The sequence below is a fragment of the Sandaracinaceae bacterium genome (assembly GCA_016706685.1).
GTDB lineage: Bacteria > Myxococcota_A > Polyangia > Polyangiales > Houyiibacteriaceae > JADJJE01.
On record JADJJE010000021.1, the window covers coordinates 59,894 to 76,200 of the forward strand.

15 protein-coding genes are annotated in these 16,307 nt (G+C 72.0%); 5 read left to right on the plus strand and 10 right to left on the minus strand.

Annotated features, from left to right (window positions below; genetic code table 11):
* Positions 1 to 101: 101 nt before the first annotated feature.
* Positions 102 to 650, plus strand: a complete 549-nt coding sequence (locus IPI43_23625; GenBank protein MBK7777078.1) for a sigma-70 family RNA polymerase sigma factor — start codon at positions 102 to 104, stop codon at positions 648 to 650.
* 1 nt (position 651) lies between these two features.
* Here the strand turns inward: IPI43_23625 and IPI43_23630 are convergent, their stop codons facing one another.
* The 9 genes from IPI43_23630 to IPI43_23670 all read right to left on the minus strand — a co-directional run bounded on the left by IPI43_23630 (position 652) and on the right by IPI43_23670 (position 9,241).
* Complete coding sequence (locus IPI43_23630) at positions 652 to 1,683, minus strand: hypothetical protein (GenBank protein ID MBK7777079.1); 1,032 nt, start codon at positions 1,681 to 1,683, stop codon at positions 652 to 654.
* A 24-nt stretch (positions 1,684 to 1,707) separates the two neighbouring features.
* Entirely contained in the window at positions 1,708 to 2,256 is a 549-nt protein-coding gene (locus IPI43_23635; GenBank protein ID MBK7777080.1) for a hypothetical protein, read from the minus strand.
* Between the two features lie 65 nt (positions 2,257 to 2,321).
* A complete protein-coding gene (locus IPI43_23640) occupies positions 2,322 to 2,972 on the minus strand; it encodes a radical SAM protein (GenBank protein MBK7777081.1) in 651 nt (216 codons plus the stop codon).
* Complete coding sequence (locus IPI43_23645; protein ID MBK7777082.1) at positions 2,972 to 4,405, minus strand: SGNH/GDSL hydrolase family protein; 1,434 nt, start codon at positions 4,403 to 4,405, stop codon at positions 2,972 to 2,974. Before IPI43_23645 ends, IPI43_23640 begins: the two co-directional genes overlap by 1 nt.
* A gap of 184 nt (positions 4,406 to 4,589) precedes the next feature.
* Positions 4,590 to 5,906 carry an NADH:flavin oxidoreductase/NADH oxidase family protein gene (locus tag IPI43_23650; protein MBK7777083.1) on the minus strand — a complete coding sequence of 439 codons (1,317 nt, stop codon included), beginning with the start codon at positions 5,904 to 5,906 and terminating at the stop codon, positions 4,590 to 4,592.
* Positions 5,907 to 5,928: 22 nt separating this feature from the next.
* Positions 5,929 to 6,792 carry an energy transducer TonB gene (locus tag IPI43_23655; protein MBK7777084.1) on the minus strand — a complete coding sequence of 288 codons (864 nt, stop codon included), beginning with the start codon at positions 6,790 to 6,792 and terminating at the stop codon, positions 5,929 to 5,931.
* Positions 6,789 to 7,268 (minus strand): biopolymer transporter ExbD, encoded by a 480-nt coding sequence (locus IPI43_23660; GenBank protein MBK7777085.1) that lies wholly within the window; start codon positions 7,266 to 7,268, stop codon positions 6,789 to 6,791. The genes IPI43_23655 and IPI43_23660 overlap by 4 nt, the downstream gene beginning before the upstream one ends.
* A gap of 3 nt (positions 7,269 to 7,271) precedes the next feature.
* Complete coding sequence (locus IPI43_23665; GenBank protein ID MBK7777086.1) at positions 7,272 to 7,931, minus strand: MotA/TolQ/ExbB proton channel family protein; 660 nt, start codon at positions 7,929 to 7,931, stop codon at positions 7,272 to 7,274.
* Positions 7,932 to 8,035: 104 nt separating this feature from the next.
* Positions 8,036 to 9,241 (minus strand): hypothetical protein, encoded by a 1,206-nt coding sequence (locus IPI43_23670; protein MBK7777087.1) that lies wholly within the window; start codon positions 9,239 to 9,241, stop codon positions 8,036 to 8,038.
* Between the two features lie 53 nt (positions 9,242 to 9,294).
* Between IPI43_23670 and IPI43_23675 the strand changes: the two genes are divergently transcribed.
* The 4 genes from IPI43_23675 to IPI43_23690 all read left to right on the plus strand — a co-directional run bounded on the left by IPI43_23675 (position 9,295) and on the right by IPI43_23690 (position 14,739).
* Positions 9,295 to 10,689, plus strand: coding sequence for an MATE family efflux transporter (locus tag IPI43_23675; protein ID MBK7777088.1), 1,395 nt, complete (start codon positions 9,295 to 9,297; stop codon positions 10,687 to 10,689).
* Positions 10,690 to 10,795: 106 nt separating this feature from the next.
* Positions 10,796 to 11,644, plus strand: a complete 849-nt coding sequence (locus IPI43_23680; GenBank protein ID MBK7777089.1) for an SDR family NAD(P)-dependent oxidoreductase — start codon at positions 10,796 to 10,798, stop codon at positions 11,642 to 11,644.
* Positions 11,645 to 11,701: 57 nt separating this feature from the next.
* Complete coding sequence (tadA, locus tag IPI43_23685; GenBank protein MBK7777090.1) at positions 11,702 to 13,558, plus strand: Flp pilus assembly complex ATPase component TadA; 1,857 nt, start codon at positions 11,702 to 11,704, stop codon at positions 13,556 to 13,558.
* The gene (locus tag IPI43_23690; protein MBK7777091.1) at positions 13,555 to 14,739 is read left to right on the plus strand and encodes a PLP-dependent transferase; all 1,185 of its coding nucleotides are present in this window, start codon (positions 13,555 to 13,557) and stop codon (positions 14,737 to 14,739) included. The genes tadA and IPI43_23690 overlap by 4 nt, the downstream gene beginning before the upstream one ends.
* A gap of 146 nt (positions 14,740 to 14,885) precedes the next feature.
* Here the strand turns inward: IPI43_23690 and IPI43_23695 are convergent, their stop codons facing one another.
* On the minus strand, positions 14,886 to 15,896 hold the full coding sequence (locus IPI43_23695; protein MBK7777092.1) for an RluA family pseudouridine synthase: 1,011 nt from the start codon (positions 15,894 to 15,896) through the stop codon (positions 14,886 to 14,888).
* Between the last annotated feature and the right edge of the window lie 411 nt (positions 15,897 to 16,307).

The window sequence follows — 16,307 nt, forward strand, 5'->3', positions numbered from 1 at the left end:
CCCCCCTTGCGCGGCACTGGGCCGTGGTCACTTTTGGACCGACTGTTCCAAAAGACCGGCCGCTTTCCCCTTTCCCGCGTCCCTGGCGCGCGCCCACCCGCATGAACACCACGCTCGTCATCGACGCCGACCTGATCGCCCTCCACCAGCCCGCGCTCTTGAGCTATGCGGTGCGCCGCGTGCGCGAGCCCGAGCTGGCGCGTGACCTGGTGCAAGAGACCTGGGCGGCGGCCATCACGGCGGCCGACCGCTTCGAGGGGCGCGCCGCGGTGCGCACCTGGCTGACGGCCATTCTGCGCAGGAAGATCGCGGACCATCACCGCCGTCGGCGCCCTTCGGTGAGCTTCGAGGAGCACCACGCGCCGCCCTCGCTGCCGCCCCAGCGCGAGCGCTTGGACGACCTGGCCGCCCTGCGCGTGATCGACGTGGAGCTGCCCGCCCTGCCTCGCCGTGAGCGCGAGGCCGTGACCCTCTGCGACGTGGAGGGCGTCTCCCGCGACGACGCCGCCGACAGCATGGGCGTGACCCGTGGTGCGCTGCGTGTGCTGCTGCACCGCGGCCGCGCCAAGCTGAAGAGCGCGCTCCTGGAGGCCGAGCGCCTGGCGGGCACGTTCACCGGCGAGGGCCTCTCGGGCTCCTACGCGCTCTGAGCTACTCGCGGTCACCCAGGTAGAGCAGCTGGATCCCTGCGGCCAGCGCGGGCCCTCCGTCGCGCCCGATGGCGTCGATGATCTCCACCACGCCGACGTGCGGCCGCACCCGCCACCGCGAGTCGGGCAGGCCGGGGATGCGCAGGATCAAGCCCGCTTGGAGCTGCACCCACGAGGCCGCCTCCATGATCTCGAACACCACGTCGAAGAGGCGGTTGCGCCGCAGCGGGAAGCGCAGCGCCAGGTTGGCATGCGTGATCACCACCTCGCCATCGACCAGCGCCCCGCCCAGCTCGAGCTGCCCGTGCAGGCCGTCGAGCGCGCCAGCGCGCAGGTGTAGCCGGCCGATGCTGGCGAGCCCTTGCACGCGGCGCGTGGTGTCGTCGATGCGCAAGTAGGTGATCCCCGCGCCAGCCCCGATGGCGAAGAGGCGCGTGTCGAAGCCCAGCACGAAGCTCGCGTCGAGCACCCCGATGCGGTCCCCGCCGGCCTTGCCGAGCGCCAGGGGACCCACGCGCACCAGCGAGAAGAACGCGCGCTCGGCCCGGAAGCGCCAGTCCCCCGCGAAGGCGGCGCCGTCGATCGCTCCCCCGAACGCGATGGCGTCGAGGCCGATGCGGTGGCCGGCCCGGCGCTCGGGCGCCCAGCGCTGCCGGCGGCGCTCCCGCCGCGTCGGGGTCCCTGCCGGGGGCTCGTCGCCCACCGGTCGGAGCCGGATCCCTGGCTGCGGCACCTCCACCGTGGTCCCTTCCCGAGGCGCGTCGGGTGCATAGGCCGGCGGAACCGGAGGCACCGGGCCGAGGGGCGCGTCGGGTGCGTAGGGGGGTGGCAGCCCTGCGTCCTCGCTGGTGGCGGTGTCGTCGGCTTCGGGCGCCTCCACGCCCGGCGGTGCCGAAGGAGCCAACGCGCCCGGCCCCTCCACTTGGGCACGCGCAGCCAGCGGCGCCGTCAGCAGCGCCAGCGTCAACCCCCAGGCGATGGCGGCGACACGGCGCGCGGTTCTCATAGGCAAGGCGCTGGCGAAAGTGCTCATGGGCGGCGCGCCATCTCCTGCGCGTCAGTCGACGACCGGCATCTCCATCTCGAACTGCCCCTGCATCGCGTCGCCGTTGTCGAACGTGGCGGCGTAGGTGACCTCGATGTCGCCCTGCTCGTTGGTCACCATGTCGAGCGTGACCTCGCTGGCCTCCTGCTCGAACTCGGGGGCGCTCTCGTCGCCCACACAGGTCCACAGCTTCAGCTGGCCGGCCTCGCTCGCGTCCTCCACCAGCAGCGCCGGGCCGCGCTCCACGAACTGCACGGTGGCGTCGCGATCCTGCATGTCCAGGTCCACCACTTCGATCACGCTCACCACCGGGTCACCCGCCATGGTCTCGGCGCGCAGCTCGAGCCGCCAGCCGGCCGAGATGCAGTAGCCCGAGGCTTCGGTAGTGCTCGGGTCGAGGGCCGCGCCGTCCACGGTGCCGCTCAGCTCGGCCTGGTCCACCACCAGGAAGCCCGTGGCGCCGGCCGGCAGCTCTTCCCACGAGACGCACCCGCTGGTGGCTGCGGACAAGCCGAGCAGCGTGCTGAGAGCGAGCGGGGACCGAGTGTGGTGCGAGTGCATACGGCAATCAGTCTATCGCCACCGCCGGCTGTCCGCCAAGGGGGGCGCTACGACGCCTTCGACCGCTACACGCCGGTGGCGTCGGGGGCCCAGATGTACTTGTGCATCTGCAGCTGCACGCGCACGGGCAGCGCGTCTTCCAGCACCCACGCCACCAGGTCGCGCGGGGCGAGCTCGTTGAACACGCAGCTCATCAGCACGGAGGCCACGCGCGCGCTGAGGTCGTGCTCGCGAATGACGCCCCGCGCCCACTCGTAGTCGGCGCGGTCGGCCAGCACGAACTTCACCTCGTCGCGCTTCGTGAGCAGGGGGATGTTGGCCCAGCGGTTGCGCTCGTGCTCGCCGCTGCCCGGGGCCTTCAAGTCCATGATGCGGTGCACGCGCGGGTCCACAGCGCTGATGTCGCGCTCCCCGCTGGTCTCGATGAGCACGGTGCGCGCCGCATCGGCAAGCGCTGCCATGAGCGGCAGCACGCCCTTCTGCAGCAGCGGCTCGCCGCCCGTGAGCTCCACCAGCGGCGTGCCCGTGGCTAGCGCGGCCGCGAGCACGTCTTCCATGCTCATGCGCTCGCCGCCCGAGAAGGCCTGCGGCGTGTCGCACCAGCGGCAACGCAGGTTGCAGGCCGACGTGCGCACGAACGTGCAGGGCAGCCCGGCCCACGTGGATTCGCCCTGGATGGACGCGTAGATCTCGTGGATGAGCAGCGTGTCGCTCATCACTCGCTCTCGTCCACCAGCGAGAACAGCACCGGTGCGTCGTGCAGGTCACGCGCCGACTGCGGGTCCACCTCCACCACGAAGTGGTGCAGCCCGGGTGCTAGCTCGAACATGCCTTCCGGGGTGCCGCCGCCTTGGCAGAGCGCCGCGTCCACCGTTTCGCCCAGGTGGTAGATGCCCACGTGCACCTCGTCGTCCGGCGTGACCACCGACGCACGGATGCGCATGGGCGTGTCCACCAGCACGCGGTAGACACGCTCGGGGCCCGGCGCCCCGGCGGCCTCGCAGCCGTCGTAGCCGTCCAGCGTGGCCACGCTGGGCGAGAGGCGCGCGGCAAAGGGCAGGGTCGCGATGCCCTCGGGAGACGTCACGGTGCCCTCGCCGAGGGGCAGAGGGGGGGCGCTCGCGTCGGGCGCGCCGGTGGGCCCGTCCAGCGCCTGACGCACCTGGTGCAGCACCTGCAGCGTGAGCAGGTTGCGGATGTTGTGGCCGCCCGAGAGGCCCTCGTCCGTGAGGTCGCATGGCAGCATCCGTGGCCCTCGGCGGAACACGTTGGGGTGCACGCCGTCCGCGGCGAGGCCCAGACCCGGCAGCGGCAGCATGGCCTGGTGGAAGTCCACGTAGGGCAGGTCGAACGCCTGCGCCACCGACGCGGTGATGCTGTTGTAGCGCTGCACCCACGGCTCCATCTCGCGGCTGCGGCGTGGCTGGATGGCGCCCAGGATGGGGATGACCCCCTGCTCGGTGAGGTTCTCCACCAGCGCGATCAGGCGGCGCGCATAGACGCGCGGGTTCATGGCCTGCACGTCGTTGCCGCCGAAGAAAGCGAGCGCGAAGCGTGGGCGCAGCGTGCGGATCTCGCGCTGCACGCGCGACGGCCGCCCGGTCATGCCCTGGCGCAGACTCCAGCCCACGCCCGCGGCCTCGCTGGTGCGCATGAAGACGTTGCCGCCGGCCACGTCGGCGGCGCGAAAGGCGTCCAGCGTGGGGGACAGCTCACCATGCGGCCCGAGGTCCACGTCGGGCCCGGCGAAGCAGTGCAGGTAGGCCTGGCTCACGATGCTGGAGCCACCCATCTTGGCGAACACGTCGTCGCGCAGGTCGGCGTTGCGCGCGGCGATGCGGCGCAGGTTGGCGCGCATGCTGTCGGTGATGGGCGTGATCAACGGCAGCGTGTTGCGCTGCACCGGCGTGAGCGGCGGGGCGCTCGCTGGCTCCTCCTCCGGCTCCGCGAGCTCGGCGACCGCCGTGGCGGGCTCGGCCTGCTCGCTGCCGGCGCCCGTGTTCGGGGTGGGCTGGGCTTCGCCGCGCGCCTGAGCGTCGGGCAGGCCATTGCTGCCACAGCCCGCGATCCCCAACGAGAGGAACACGAGCGCCGCCAGGTGGCGTGGGGGCGCGTGGGGCGCGAGAGAGGAGGGCGGTCGAAGGGACATGCGAGGTGGGGTGCCCGAGCGCGGGGACCTTAAAGGAGAGCCACGGGAGGTCTGACGGCGGGGAGTATGGGCCGACCGGCGGGAACGTGCGATCCGAAGTCTGCGCGCACAAGGATTCCGCGCCCGGGGGCCCCCGTCCACATCGCGACGAGTGGGCCGGTTCCCCGGCGTGGCCGGCGAGGCGTCAGCTCTGGAACGCGCGCGCCTGGGAGCGCAGCAGCTCGCCGCGCATGTGCTCCACCAGCGCCCGGCGCGCCGACAGCGTGCTGCGTGGGCCGCGCCCTTCTGCCAGCTCGATGATCTGCGCGTAGAAGTACGCCACCGCCGCCTGGTTGTTGAGGCCGCGCACCTTGGCGTTCTCGCTGTCGGGGCCGAGCGCACCGGGGCCCAGGCGCAGCTCGCGCTCGGGCGTGGGAAGCACGTCCAGCGTGCCCGACAGCAGCTGGCGCGCGAGGTCCGGCTCGAGGCAGAACGGACGCGCGATGCCGATGACGTCCACCTCGTCGTCGCGCAACGACTCGCGCATGAAGCCCGCGGTGCGGAAGCCGCCCGTGACCATCATGGGCAGCTCGGGCGCCGCCGCGCGGATGGTGCGCGCGTAGTCCAGGAAGAACGCCTCGCGCGCCTTCGTGGACTTGGCGCGGCCTTCGTAGCTGCGCATGCCGTCGTTCACGAACGCGAGCGCTTCATAGGTGCCACCGGAGATCTCGAGGAGGTCCACGCCCTCGTCGGCCAGCCAGCGCGCCACCGTGGCGGACTCCACGGCGGTGAAGCCACCCTTCTGGAAGTCCGACGAGTTGAGCTTCACGGCAATGGGGAAGCGCGCGCCCACCTCGCGGCGCACGGCCCGCACCACCTCGAGCAGGAAGCGCGCGCGGTTCTTGAGCGGCCCGCCCCACTCGTCGTCGCGCAGGTTCACGATGGGCGAGAGGAACTGGCTGATGAGGTAGCCGTGGGCGGCGTGGATCTGCACGCCGCTGAAGCCGGCCTCCTTGGCCAAGCGGGCGGCGTTGGCCCATGCGCGGATCAGCGTCTCGATCTCGTGCCCGCGCAGCGCGCGCGGGCGCGCGAACAGGCCCAGCAGGTGGAGGCCCACCGCCGAGGGCGCCAACGGCTCTTGCGATGTGGACCGCGTGCACTGCCGCCCCGGGTGGTTGAGCTGCATGAAGAGCTGCGCGCCGTTCGCGGTGCCGGCCTTGGCCCACACACGAAACGCGTCGAGCGACGACGTCTGGTCCAGCACCACGTTGCCCGCGCGCTCGAGGAAGCGCCGGTCGACCATGACGTTGCCGGTGATGGAGAGCCCCACGCCGCCCTCGGCCCAGCGCTGATAGAGGCGCGTGTGCCGCTCGGTGGGCTGGTCGTGCGGGTCGGCCAGGCCCTCCGTCATGGCCGCCTTGGCCACGCGGTTGGGGAGCGTGGCACCACAGGCGAGCTTCAACGGACGAGCGAGTGGGTCCTGCACCCGATCATCGTGCACGAAGGGCGTGTCGGGATCCATGGGCGCGATAATCGCCCTTGCTTCAGCGCTCGAAGCGCAGCCGGATGGGGTGCGAAGCGGTGCGCACCGGGGTGCCCCGTGCGTCACGCGCCGGCGGCAGGCTGTGACGCAGCGCGCAGCGGCGCGCCTCCACGTCGAAGCCGTAGCCGGAGTGCCGGACGACGCGCACGTCGGTGATCTCGCCGCTGGCTTCCACGGCCACCCGCATGTTCACGAACTCCACGTCCACGTCGAGGCCGCTCGCGGCGGCGGGCCAGTCGCAGCGCCAGGCGCGGGTGGGCTGCCCCACCGGGCGAGCCTGCGAGTTGGGCGCGGCGGCCCCGGCGCCGGTTCCGTCTGTGACCCCCCGGCGCGCGTCGACGTTGTTGGAGTGAACTGGGCTCGTGCTGGTGCCCGTGCTGGCCGTGACCCCGCCCGCGTACACCTCGCCTGCGCCGGTGACCACCGAGAAGCCCGGCGCTTCGGCGGCGCCTGGATCCGCCGCGGCTTGCACCACCTCAGCGGCCTCTGCGGGTGCGGCGGGCGCGGGCTCGGCAGGAGGCATGGGCTCGGCAGGCGGTGCGACTTCCGCTGCGGCCTCGCGGCTCGGCAACGATGCGGCTTGCCGCAGCACAGGCTCGGGCGCTGGGGGCAGCGGCTCGACCGGGGCAGGCGGTGGCACTGGGATCTCGCGCGCCATCGACACGCGCAACTGCGGGCGCGCCGCCACCACGAGCGCCGAGCTCGGCGGCGGGAGCATGGCGCTGGCCCAGCCCACTCCCAGGTGCACCGCGAGCCCCACGACCAGCGCGAAGCCCGTGACGCGACGCGGTGGCCCCCTGCGCCCCGAGAGCACGATGCCTGCGATGCTCGGCGCGGCAGGCGCAACGCTGCGTGGCGGCGTCATCGGACGGCGGCTCCAGGCGCGTCTTCTCTGGACACCGTGCCCTCCACGGGTGGACGCACACTCGCGCTCGGCACGTCGGGGCGCAGTGCGCCGAACGCCACGTGGGTCAGGCCGCCTTCGCTGAGCGCGTCCAAGATGCGGATGACCCGCCCGTGCGAGACGGCCTGGTCCGCCGAGATCACCGCGCGGGCATCGGGATGCTCGGCCAGCACGGCGCGTGCTCGAACCACCAGCGCGTCCACCGTGATGGCCTCGCCGTCCACCCGCATGGACCCCTCGCGTGGGACCACCACCGACAGCACGGTCTGCAGCTCTTCGGCGCCCGCGGCGCGCGGCAGGTCGAGCGGCACCGCCGGCGTCACCACGATCTTGGCGGTGACGATGAAGATGACGAGCAGCACCAGCGTGATGTCCACCAGGGGCGTCACGTTGATGCCCTCGATGATCCCGCCGCGACGTGGGCCCGAGCTCGCCATCGGTTAGTCGTCCTCCGACACCAGGTAGGCGAGCACCAGGTTGGACACGGTCTCCGCGTCGTCGAGCAGCACCGCCAGCTTGCGCTGGAAGAAATTGTACGCGGCGACCGCGGGGAGGGCGACGGCGATGCCCACGGCGGTGGCCACCAAGGCCTCGGCGATGGCGGACATCACGGCGCCCGACGCGACCTGACTCGCTGCGCCCGAGCCCGCGGTGGCCGTGGCCTGGCCAAGCTCCTCAAAGGCGAGGATCACGCCGATGACGGTGCCGAACAGCCCCACGAACGGCGCGTTGTTGCCCACGGTGCCCAGGAACACGAGGCGCGCTTCGAGCGTCTTCCGCTCGGCGGCCACAGCGCTCAGCATGCCCTTGTCGGCCGCTTGCGACCCGCGCCCCGCCAGCCGCAGGCCTGCCGTGGCCACCGCGGCGGCAACGGAGCGCATGGGGCGCAGGCACTCGATCGCCAGGTCGTACGCACCGCTCTGCAGGTGCCCGTCGAGCTGCGCCATCAGCGACCGCACGTCATCGGTGCGCGAGCGGAAGAACAGGAAGCGCTCTACCGCGATGATCACGCTGACGAGCGACAGCGCGAACAGCAGCCAGAGCACGAAGGTGGCGCCGGCGGTGACGAGCAGGTTCTTGGTGGTCTCGATGAGGTTCATGGTCGCGTCTCCTCGGCCATCCGGGGCTCGCGTGGGACCTCACTCCTTGCCTTAATGAAAACGAAAGTCAAACTCAATTAGGCGTCGGCAGGGCACGGCAGCGCTCAGGGGGGCGCCCCACATGCCACCCCTGCCCACTGCACCGCCGCGCCCAGCACCTCGGTGCCGTAGCCGATGAGTTCTGCCAGCCTCGCGATCTCATGCTGCCGGTAGAGGCGCAAGGCCGCGCGCGGTCCGGGGGTGGGGAGGTGCCCCATGATCGTGTCCAGGCCATCGGGCAGCGCCTGGAACGCGTCGATCACGGCTCCGTGCGGCGGCTGGGGGACATCGGCGAGCGTCGCCAAGACGGCCGCCCGCAGCGTCTCGAGGCCGCCGCGCATCTCCTGCTCGGTCTCCGCGTCGCGTAGCGCGCCGAGCGCGTCGTCCACCCCCTGTTGCGTGCCGCGAGTCAGGTAGGTGTCCACCTCGCGCAGCACGTCGCCGAGGTCCGAGGCGGAGTCTCGCACCCGCTCGAGGTCGTCCAGCGCGGGCTCGCTCTCGATCCACTGGAGGAGCGCGGTCGTCCCTTCTAGCTGCTCGCTCTGCGCGGCCTCCCACTCCTCGCGCTCGCTGGTGTACGACAACAGGTTCACGTGAGCATGCGCGCTCGCACCCACCAGCTCGTCGAACACCGCCGCGTAGAGCGCGATGGTCGCGGCCGAACAGTCGGTCGCGTTGCCAGCGCGCGGCGTGGCATCGGCCATCATCCCCTCGGCCGCGTTCAGCAGCGCCGGCAGGATGGCCTGCACCGCCTCCCGGAGCACCAGCGTGTCGCCCGACTCCTCGGACTCCGCAAGGGCGTCGGCGAGGTGCTCGCGCAGCTCACTCACGGCGTCGGCGAGCGGGTGTTGTTCGGCGCGCAATGCGCTCTCCAGCTCGGCCAGCTCGGCCTGGGCATCGGTCAGTTCGTACCGGCGCGCCTCGGCTTCGGGGTCATCGCCGGTGGCCACCTCGTCGTAGTCCGACCCCGCGGCGACCTCGTCGTAGTAGTCCCCCTCGCCATAGCTGCCGTCTTCATCGATCGCCGCCGACATGTCGAAGCGGTCGGACCCGGGCACGCGCGAGAAGAACGCGTCCTCGAGCAGCTGCCCCGTGGCCCCGCGGGGTTCGTTGGCGGGTGCGACCGGCGTGGTGGTGGTTGCCGTTCCCGCTCGCGAGCCCCCGCACCCCGCGGCACACGCGGCGCCCAGCGCGAGGATGAGCGAGAGGGCAAGGGGACCCCGGTACCGCGAAGCCAGCAAGTCGAGAGGAGCCGAGTGGTCGCCGCGCATGGCGCGCAGCGTACCACCGTGCCCCGCTCGCTCGCGCCTGCTAGAGCGGCCCGATGCCCCCCAGCACCACGGTCGACGCGCTGCCCGGCGCGCCGTTCGCCGCGCCTTCTGCGCTGCGTGAGCTGGTGCGCTTGGCGCTGCCGGTGATCGGGCTGAACCTGCTCAACGTCACGGCGCTGATCGTGGACGCGGTGATGTGCGGCAACCTGCCCAACGGCGAGGAGGCGCTCATGGCGCTGGGCTTCGCGGGGCAGATCTCGTTCCTCATGATCGTCATCATGATGGGCGTGACCGTGGGCGCCGTGGCGCTGGTGGCGCGCGCGCACGGGGCCAGGGCGCGCGACCGGGTGCAGCACCTCTTGCAGCAGTCGGTGCAGCTCACGCTCATCGTGGGCGTGGTGGCAGGCGCGTTGGGCGTGGCCATCACGCGGCCGCTCCTGTGGATGTTGGGCGCCACGCCCGCCGTAGAGGACGCGGCCTACACCTATCTCGCGCCGCTCATGGCCGCGACGGTTATCGGGTACCTCAACATCCTGTTCGGCGCGGTGCTGCGCGGCGTGGGCAACACGCGCTTGGCGTTGTTCGCGGCCATCGTGGTGAACCTGCTCAACGTGCTGCTCAACACGGTGCTGATCTTCGGCATGGGCCCCGTCCCCGCGCTGGGGCTGGCGGGTGCGGCCTGGGGCACCATCCTCGCCCAGCTGGTGGGGGTGCTGCTCACCGTGTACCTGCTGCGCCGCGGCGCCGAGCCCGCGCTCGAGCTGCGCCTGTCGTGGGCGCCCATGGACCTGCCGCTGGCCAAGGAACTCTTCCGCGTGGGCGCGCCCGCCGCGCTCGACATGATGATCATGAACTCGGCCCTGTTCGTGATCATCGCGCTCTTGGGGCGCGCCGAGCCGCTGGCCGTGGCGGCGCACGGCATCGGCATGCGCCTGCAGTCCCTGGCGTTCGTGCCCGGGCTCAGCATCTCGCAGGCCACCGGCGCGCTGGTGGGCCAGAGCCTCGGCGCGGGGGACGTGCCGCGCGTGCGCCAGGTGGTGCGGGCCTCGAGCTGGCTGGCCGCGGGCGTGCTCAGCGCCATGGGGGTGATGATCATCCTGTTCGCCGCCCCGCTCATCGCGCTGTTCGGCGCGCACCCGGGCAGCGTGCTGGGAGACCTGACCTACACGTGGATGTGGCTGCTGGCGCTGGGCATGCCGCTGGTGGGCGCGCACTTCGCGTTCGTGGGCCTGTTCCAGGGCTCGGGCGCCACCAACACGGGCCTGGCCATCAACGCGCTCACGGTCTTCTTCTTTCAGATCCCGCTCTCGCTGGTGCTGGGCCCCGTGCTCGGCTGGGGCCCGTTGGGCATCTGGATCGCGTTTCCCGCCAGCTACGGGATGAAGCTGCTGCTGGAGCTGTGGGCCTACCGCCGCGGCCGCTGGGCCAAGGTGGGCGTCCACGCCTGACGCAGGGGCGGGACTGCGGAGGTAACGCCCACGAACGGCTTGCGACCGACACGCCGCCCGCGCAGGATCGCGGCCCGAAGCCCACAGAGCACGGAGAGATCGGACCATGAGCGAGCGCAAAGTCATCATCATCACCGGGGCCAATTCGGGCATCGGCAAGGCCATGGCCACGGACCTCGGCGCAGCCGGGCACCACATCGTGATGGGCTGCCGCAGCCTGGGGCGCGGCGAGGCCGCCAAGGCCGACATCGAGCAGCGCGCCAAGGGGCCCGTGGACCTGCTGCAGGTGGACGTGGGCGAGCCCGACTCGGTGCGCGAGTTCGCGAAGGCGGTGCGCGCCAAGTACCCGAAGGTGGACGTGCTGATGAACAACGCGGGCGTCTACCTGCCCAAGCGCGAGCTCACCGACGCGGGCTTCGAGCGCATGTTCGCCATCAACCACCTGGGCCCCTTCCTGCTCACGCACCTGCTGCTGGACCCGCTGGCCGGCGGCCGGGTCATCACCACGTCCTCCATCGGGCATCGCTTCACGGGCTTCGACCTCGACAACCTGCAGGCCGAGAAGTCGTTCAGCGCCATCCGCCAGTACGGCCTCACCAAGCTGGCCAACATCCTCTTCACGCGCGAGCTGGACGCGCGCGCGGCGTCGCGCGGCATCTCGGCCAACTGCTTCCACCCCGGCGCGGTGGGCACCGAGTTCGCGCAGGACGACAGCAGCAGCCTGCTGGGGTTCGGCACCAAGATCGGGAAGATCTTCCTGCGCACCCCGCACAAGGGCGGCGAGACCGGCGTCTTCCTGGCCACCGATCCGGCCGGGGTCACCAAGCGCGGGCAGTACTGGAGCGACAAGAAGGTGCGCAGCACCTCCGGGGACGTGACCGCCAAGAACGCGGCGGACCTCTGGGAGCGCAGCGCCTCCTTGCTGGGCATCGGCGACTTGGCGCTGCGGGCGTGACGCGCCGCTCCGATTGAAATTGACCTAATTGGCGGGACCACGTTCAATACCCCTCGCATGTTCTCGGTCGTGATCACGGAGAAGGGTGGCGCCCAACGGCGGATGGAGTTCGACAAGAACGAAATCACCGTCGGTCGTGTACAAGGCAACGACGTCATCCTGGGGAAAGGCAACGTCTCGAAGCGCCACTCACGCATCGTGCTCAAGGACGGCCGCTTCATCGTGGTGGACCTGAAGAGCACCAACGGCACCTACGTGAACGGCCGGAAGATCACGTCGCCCCTCGTGGTGAAGCCCGGCGACAAGATCTACATCGGTGATTTCATCATCACCCTGGACGAGCTCGAGGCCGCCTCGCAGCCGCACATCGGTCAGCCAGATTCCTACCCGGCCGGCGCCCCCCTCGGCTCCTCGGCCCCCGCCCCAGCCGACACGCCGCGCCCGCCCGCTCCGGCCCCGTTCGCTGCGGCGCCCGCCCCCGCCCCCCCTCCGCTCGGGCAGGTGCCGGCCTTTGCCGCCTCCCCCCTGGCGCCGCCCGCCCCAGCGCCCGCGCCGCCCCCACCCCCTCCGCCGGTGGCGCCACCCGCGCCCCTGCCCACCGCGCCCGTCCGTCCGGCCCCCGTGGCCAACCCCGTGGACACCAGCGGGCCTGCGCGCGTCCGCCCGGCCACCATGCCGCCCCCGCTCCCGCCCCGCTCCGGCGGCAGCGGTGTGCACAACATGCCGCGCGTCTCGAGCGCGCCCATGCCGCCCGGTGGTAGCGCCGTGCAGCAGCTGCTCTCCGAGCTGGTGCGCCGCGTGTCGGGTTCCTTCGACCTCTATGATGCCTCGCCCTCGGGCATGATCGACCCACACCGCCGCGCCTCCGCGCAGGCCGCCATCGAGAGCGCGCTCGAGGCCATGGGCAACAGCGCTCAGCTCTCGGGTGGTGAAGACCGCTCGCGGCTCGCGGCCATGGCGCTCACCGAGTGCGTGGGCCTAGGCGCCCTCGAGAGTCTGCTCACCGCCGAGGGCCTGCGCGAGGTGGTGGTCAGCGGCCCGGGGCACGTCTCGGCCGACTTCGGCAACGGTCTGGTCGCGCTCGACACGTACTTCTCGTCGCGCGCCATGCTCACCGTCATCGCCAGCCGCCTGGTCGCCCAAGCGGGTGATCAGCTGCGCGTGGACAAGCCCATCCACGAGTGCTCGCTGCCCAGCGGCGCGCGTGTGCTGGTGGTGCTGCCGCCGGTCGCCCCACAGGGCCCGGTCATCGAGCTGCGCGCCTGGGTGCCCGCCGCCAGCACCGACGACCTGGTGGCGCAGGGCTTCCTCAGCCCCGAGATGAAGGGCATGTTGGCCGCGGCCGTGGCTTCGCGCCGCAACGTGCTGGTCATGGGCCCCGCGGGTTCGGGCGTCACCTCGCTGCTGTCGGCGCTGGCGCGCCACGTGGACGCGAGCGAGCGCATGGTCACGGTGGAAGACGTGCCGGACCTGGGGCTACCGGCCGGCCGCGCCGTGTCGCTGTCCACCGGTGGTGCCACCTCGGGCGTGAAGCTCGGCCAGGTGGCGCACCAGGCTGCGCGCATGCGTCCGGGCTGCCTCTTGGTGGACGACGTTCGCGGCGCCGAGGCGGCCGACGTGCTCACGCTCGTGGGCAGCCGCGCCGGCGGCGACCTGGTGGGTGTGCACTGCGCCATCTCGGGCGGCGACGGGCTCGCCGCGCTGCGCACGCTCCTCATGCTGGGCGGCGTGCGCGACGCGGACGTGGCGTCGGGCGTGATCGCCAGCGCGGCGCACGTGCTGGTGTGCGTGGACCACACGGAGCAGGGCCGCAAGGTCGTGCGCGTGAGCGAGGTGCGCAACGGCCGCGGCATTCAGGGCCAGGTCGAACTCAAAGATCTCTACGTGTACGACGGCGGGTTCCGCCCGGCATGAGCACGGCCCGCGGCGGAGACCAGCCGCGCCGCGAGCCGCACCTGGACACGCTCGCGCTGCACGCGGGGCAGCCGCCCGATCCGGCCACCGGCGCGGTGGCGGTGCCCATCGTGCTGGCGTCCACCTTTGCGCAGTCGGCGCCGGGTGAACACCAGGGCTTCAGCTACACGCGTAGCGGCAACCCCAACCGCGCCCAGCTCGAGGCCAGCGTGGCGGCGCTCGAGGGCGGCGCCCACGGCTACGCGTTCGCCAGCGGCTCGGCGGCCAGCGCCACGTTGCTGCAGACGCTGCGCCCGGGGCAGCGCGTGGTGGCCACGGCCGACCTGTACGGCGGCACCTACCGGCTGCTGGAACAGGTGGTGCGCCCGCTCGGCGTGGACGTGGTGTTCGTGGACGTGGACGCGCACGCGGCGGTGCAAGAGGCGCTCGCCACGCCCACCGCGCTCTTGTGGTTGGAGTCGCCCACCAACCCGCTGCTCAAGGTGGCCGACATCCGCGCGCTCGCGGCGCTGGCCCACGCGCAGGGCACACGCGTGGTGGTGGACAACACCTTCGCCACCCCCATGCTGCAGCGGCCGCTCGCGCTCGGGGCCGACGTGGTGGTGCACTCCACCACCAAGTTCATCAACGGCCACAGCGACGTGCTGGGTGGCGTGCTGGTCACCTCCGATGTCGCCCTCGCGCAGCAGCTCGGCTTCATTCAGAACGCGGTGGGCGCGGTGCCCTCGCCGTTCGATTGCTACCTCACACTGCGCGGCATCAAGACGCTGCCCGTGCGTATGGCGCGGCACTGCGACAACGCCGAGGCCATCGCGGGCTTCTTGAGCCAGCACCCGCAGGTGGAGCAGGTGCACTTCCCGGGCTTGCCCAGCCACCCGCAGCACGCGCTCGCGCAGGCCCAGATGGCGCGGCCGGGCGCGGTGCTGTCGGTGGTGCTGCGCGCCGACCAAGCGGGCACGCGGCGCTTCTTGTCCGCGCTGCGCCTGTTCTCGCTGGCCGAGAGCCTGGGGGGTGTAGAGAGCCTGGTGTCCTACCCGCCGCAGATGAGCCACGCCGCGCTGCCGCGCGAGCTGCGCTTGCAGCAGGGCATCACGGACTCGTTCGTGCGCATCTCGGCAGGCCTCGAGCACCCGGCCGACCTCATGGATGATCTCGACCGGGCACTCTCAGCAACGAAATAGGCGAGCCCCGGGGTGCAAGGAGGGGAGGGACTGCAGGAGTCCCGGGGCTCTGGCATCGCCGTCTCCAGCGAGCTGCGCCCAGAGTGGCCGGTAATGCTGCTTACGTCAAATTGGAAGAGCCCAACTTCGGGCCCTCGGCAGGGGCCCTATGCGAGGGCCTCGCCGGCACGCTGCTCGAGGGCGCGCATCTCGTCGGTCTCACTTGCCTGTACGCTGATTCGCTGCCCCGCGTGCACGGGGTGCGGGAACGAAATGGCGGCCGCGTGCAGCCAGTGCGCGGCGGGGCTCGCGTCGTCGGCCAAGGGTGCGCCGCCGTACAGTGTGTCACCCACCAGGGGGTGCCCGTAATAGGCGAGGTGCACGCGGATCTGATGACGCGTGGCCTTCTCGGCGGTCACCCGCACGGCGCTGATCTGCACACGCGCCCCGTCCGCCGTGCGCAGCGCCCCGAGCGCGCGGGCGGAGACCAGCTCGGTCACGCGCGGCGCCGCCTCTCGGCGCGAGCCCGCTTCGCTTCCGCCGGCGCGCGCCTCCACCACGCGCATGCGACGTGCGTCCTCCGGGTCCGGTGCCAGCGCGGCCTCGATGCGGTCAGGGGTGCGCGGAAGGCCCTCGCAGTAGGCCAGGTACTCCTTGGTCCACAGGCCCGCGCGCTGCGTCGCGCGCAGCGCCTCGAAGGCTGCCGTGCTGCGCGCCGCCACCAGCACGCCGCTCGTGTCGGTGTCGAGGCGATGCAGGATGCCCGGTTCACGCAGCGCGTAGCCCACGCCCGCCATGTCGGGGTAGCGGTGCAGCAGCGCCTGGGCCAGCGTGGCTCGCTCGGTGCGCTGGAGCGGATGCGTGGGCAGGCCGCGCAGCTTGTTCACCACCACCACGTGCTCGTCCTCGAACAGCACGTCGAGCGGCAGCTCGGCGTTGGGCTCGGGCGCGAAGTCCGCAGCTTCCGGCGCCTGCTCGAGGCGCACCTGCGCGCCGCTCGGCAGGCGGTCGCCCTTCTTCGCGCGGCGCCCGTTGACGCGCACCTGCCCAGCGCCCGTCAGCTGCGTGGCCAGGGCCCGGGTCATGTGGGGCACGTGCTGCACCAGGAAGAGGTCCAGGCGCAGGCCCTCTGCGCTCGGGGGCACCGTGTACAGCTGGTCGGACGGGTCGGTGCTCATGCGGCGCAGGGTAGCTGGCTTCGGGCGTTGGCGCTTGGCTGACCGGGATTCCACCGGTTGGCGCGGTGCCCGGACGTCTCATCCACGTGAACGTGGTTGTTGACGGCGACGGCGACGGCGACGGGAGTAACTTCGACTGTCGAGAGGTTTCAGCGGCTCGCCATCTCCTTTGCGCCTTGCAGGAGCTTGGCGACAAGGGGATTGGCGGTCCGCTGAGCCGCTCGGGTGAATGCCCGCCATGTTGCCGGAGCTACCTCGCTCAACGCGAAGGGACCGTCGCCGTCGCCGCCGCCGACAACGTTCACGACAACGCCCACGTGCGGCAGCGTGGACTGCTCAGGTTCACTGCGACGCAGGCCTAGTCCCCCTTCGGGGGACTTTCGACATGTCCAGGCCAGGTTTGCTGCCCTC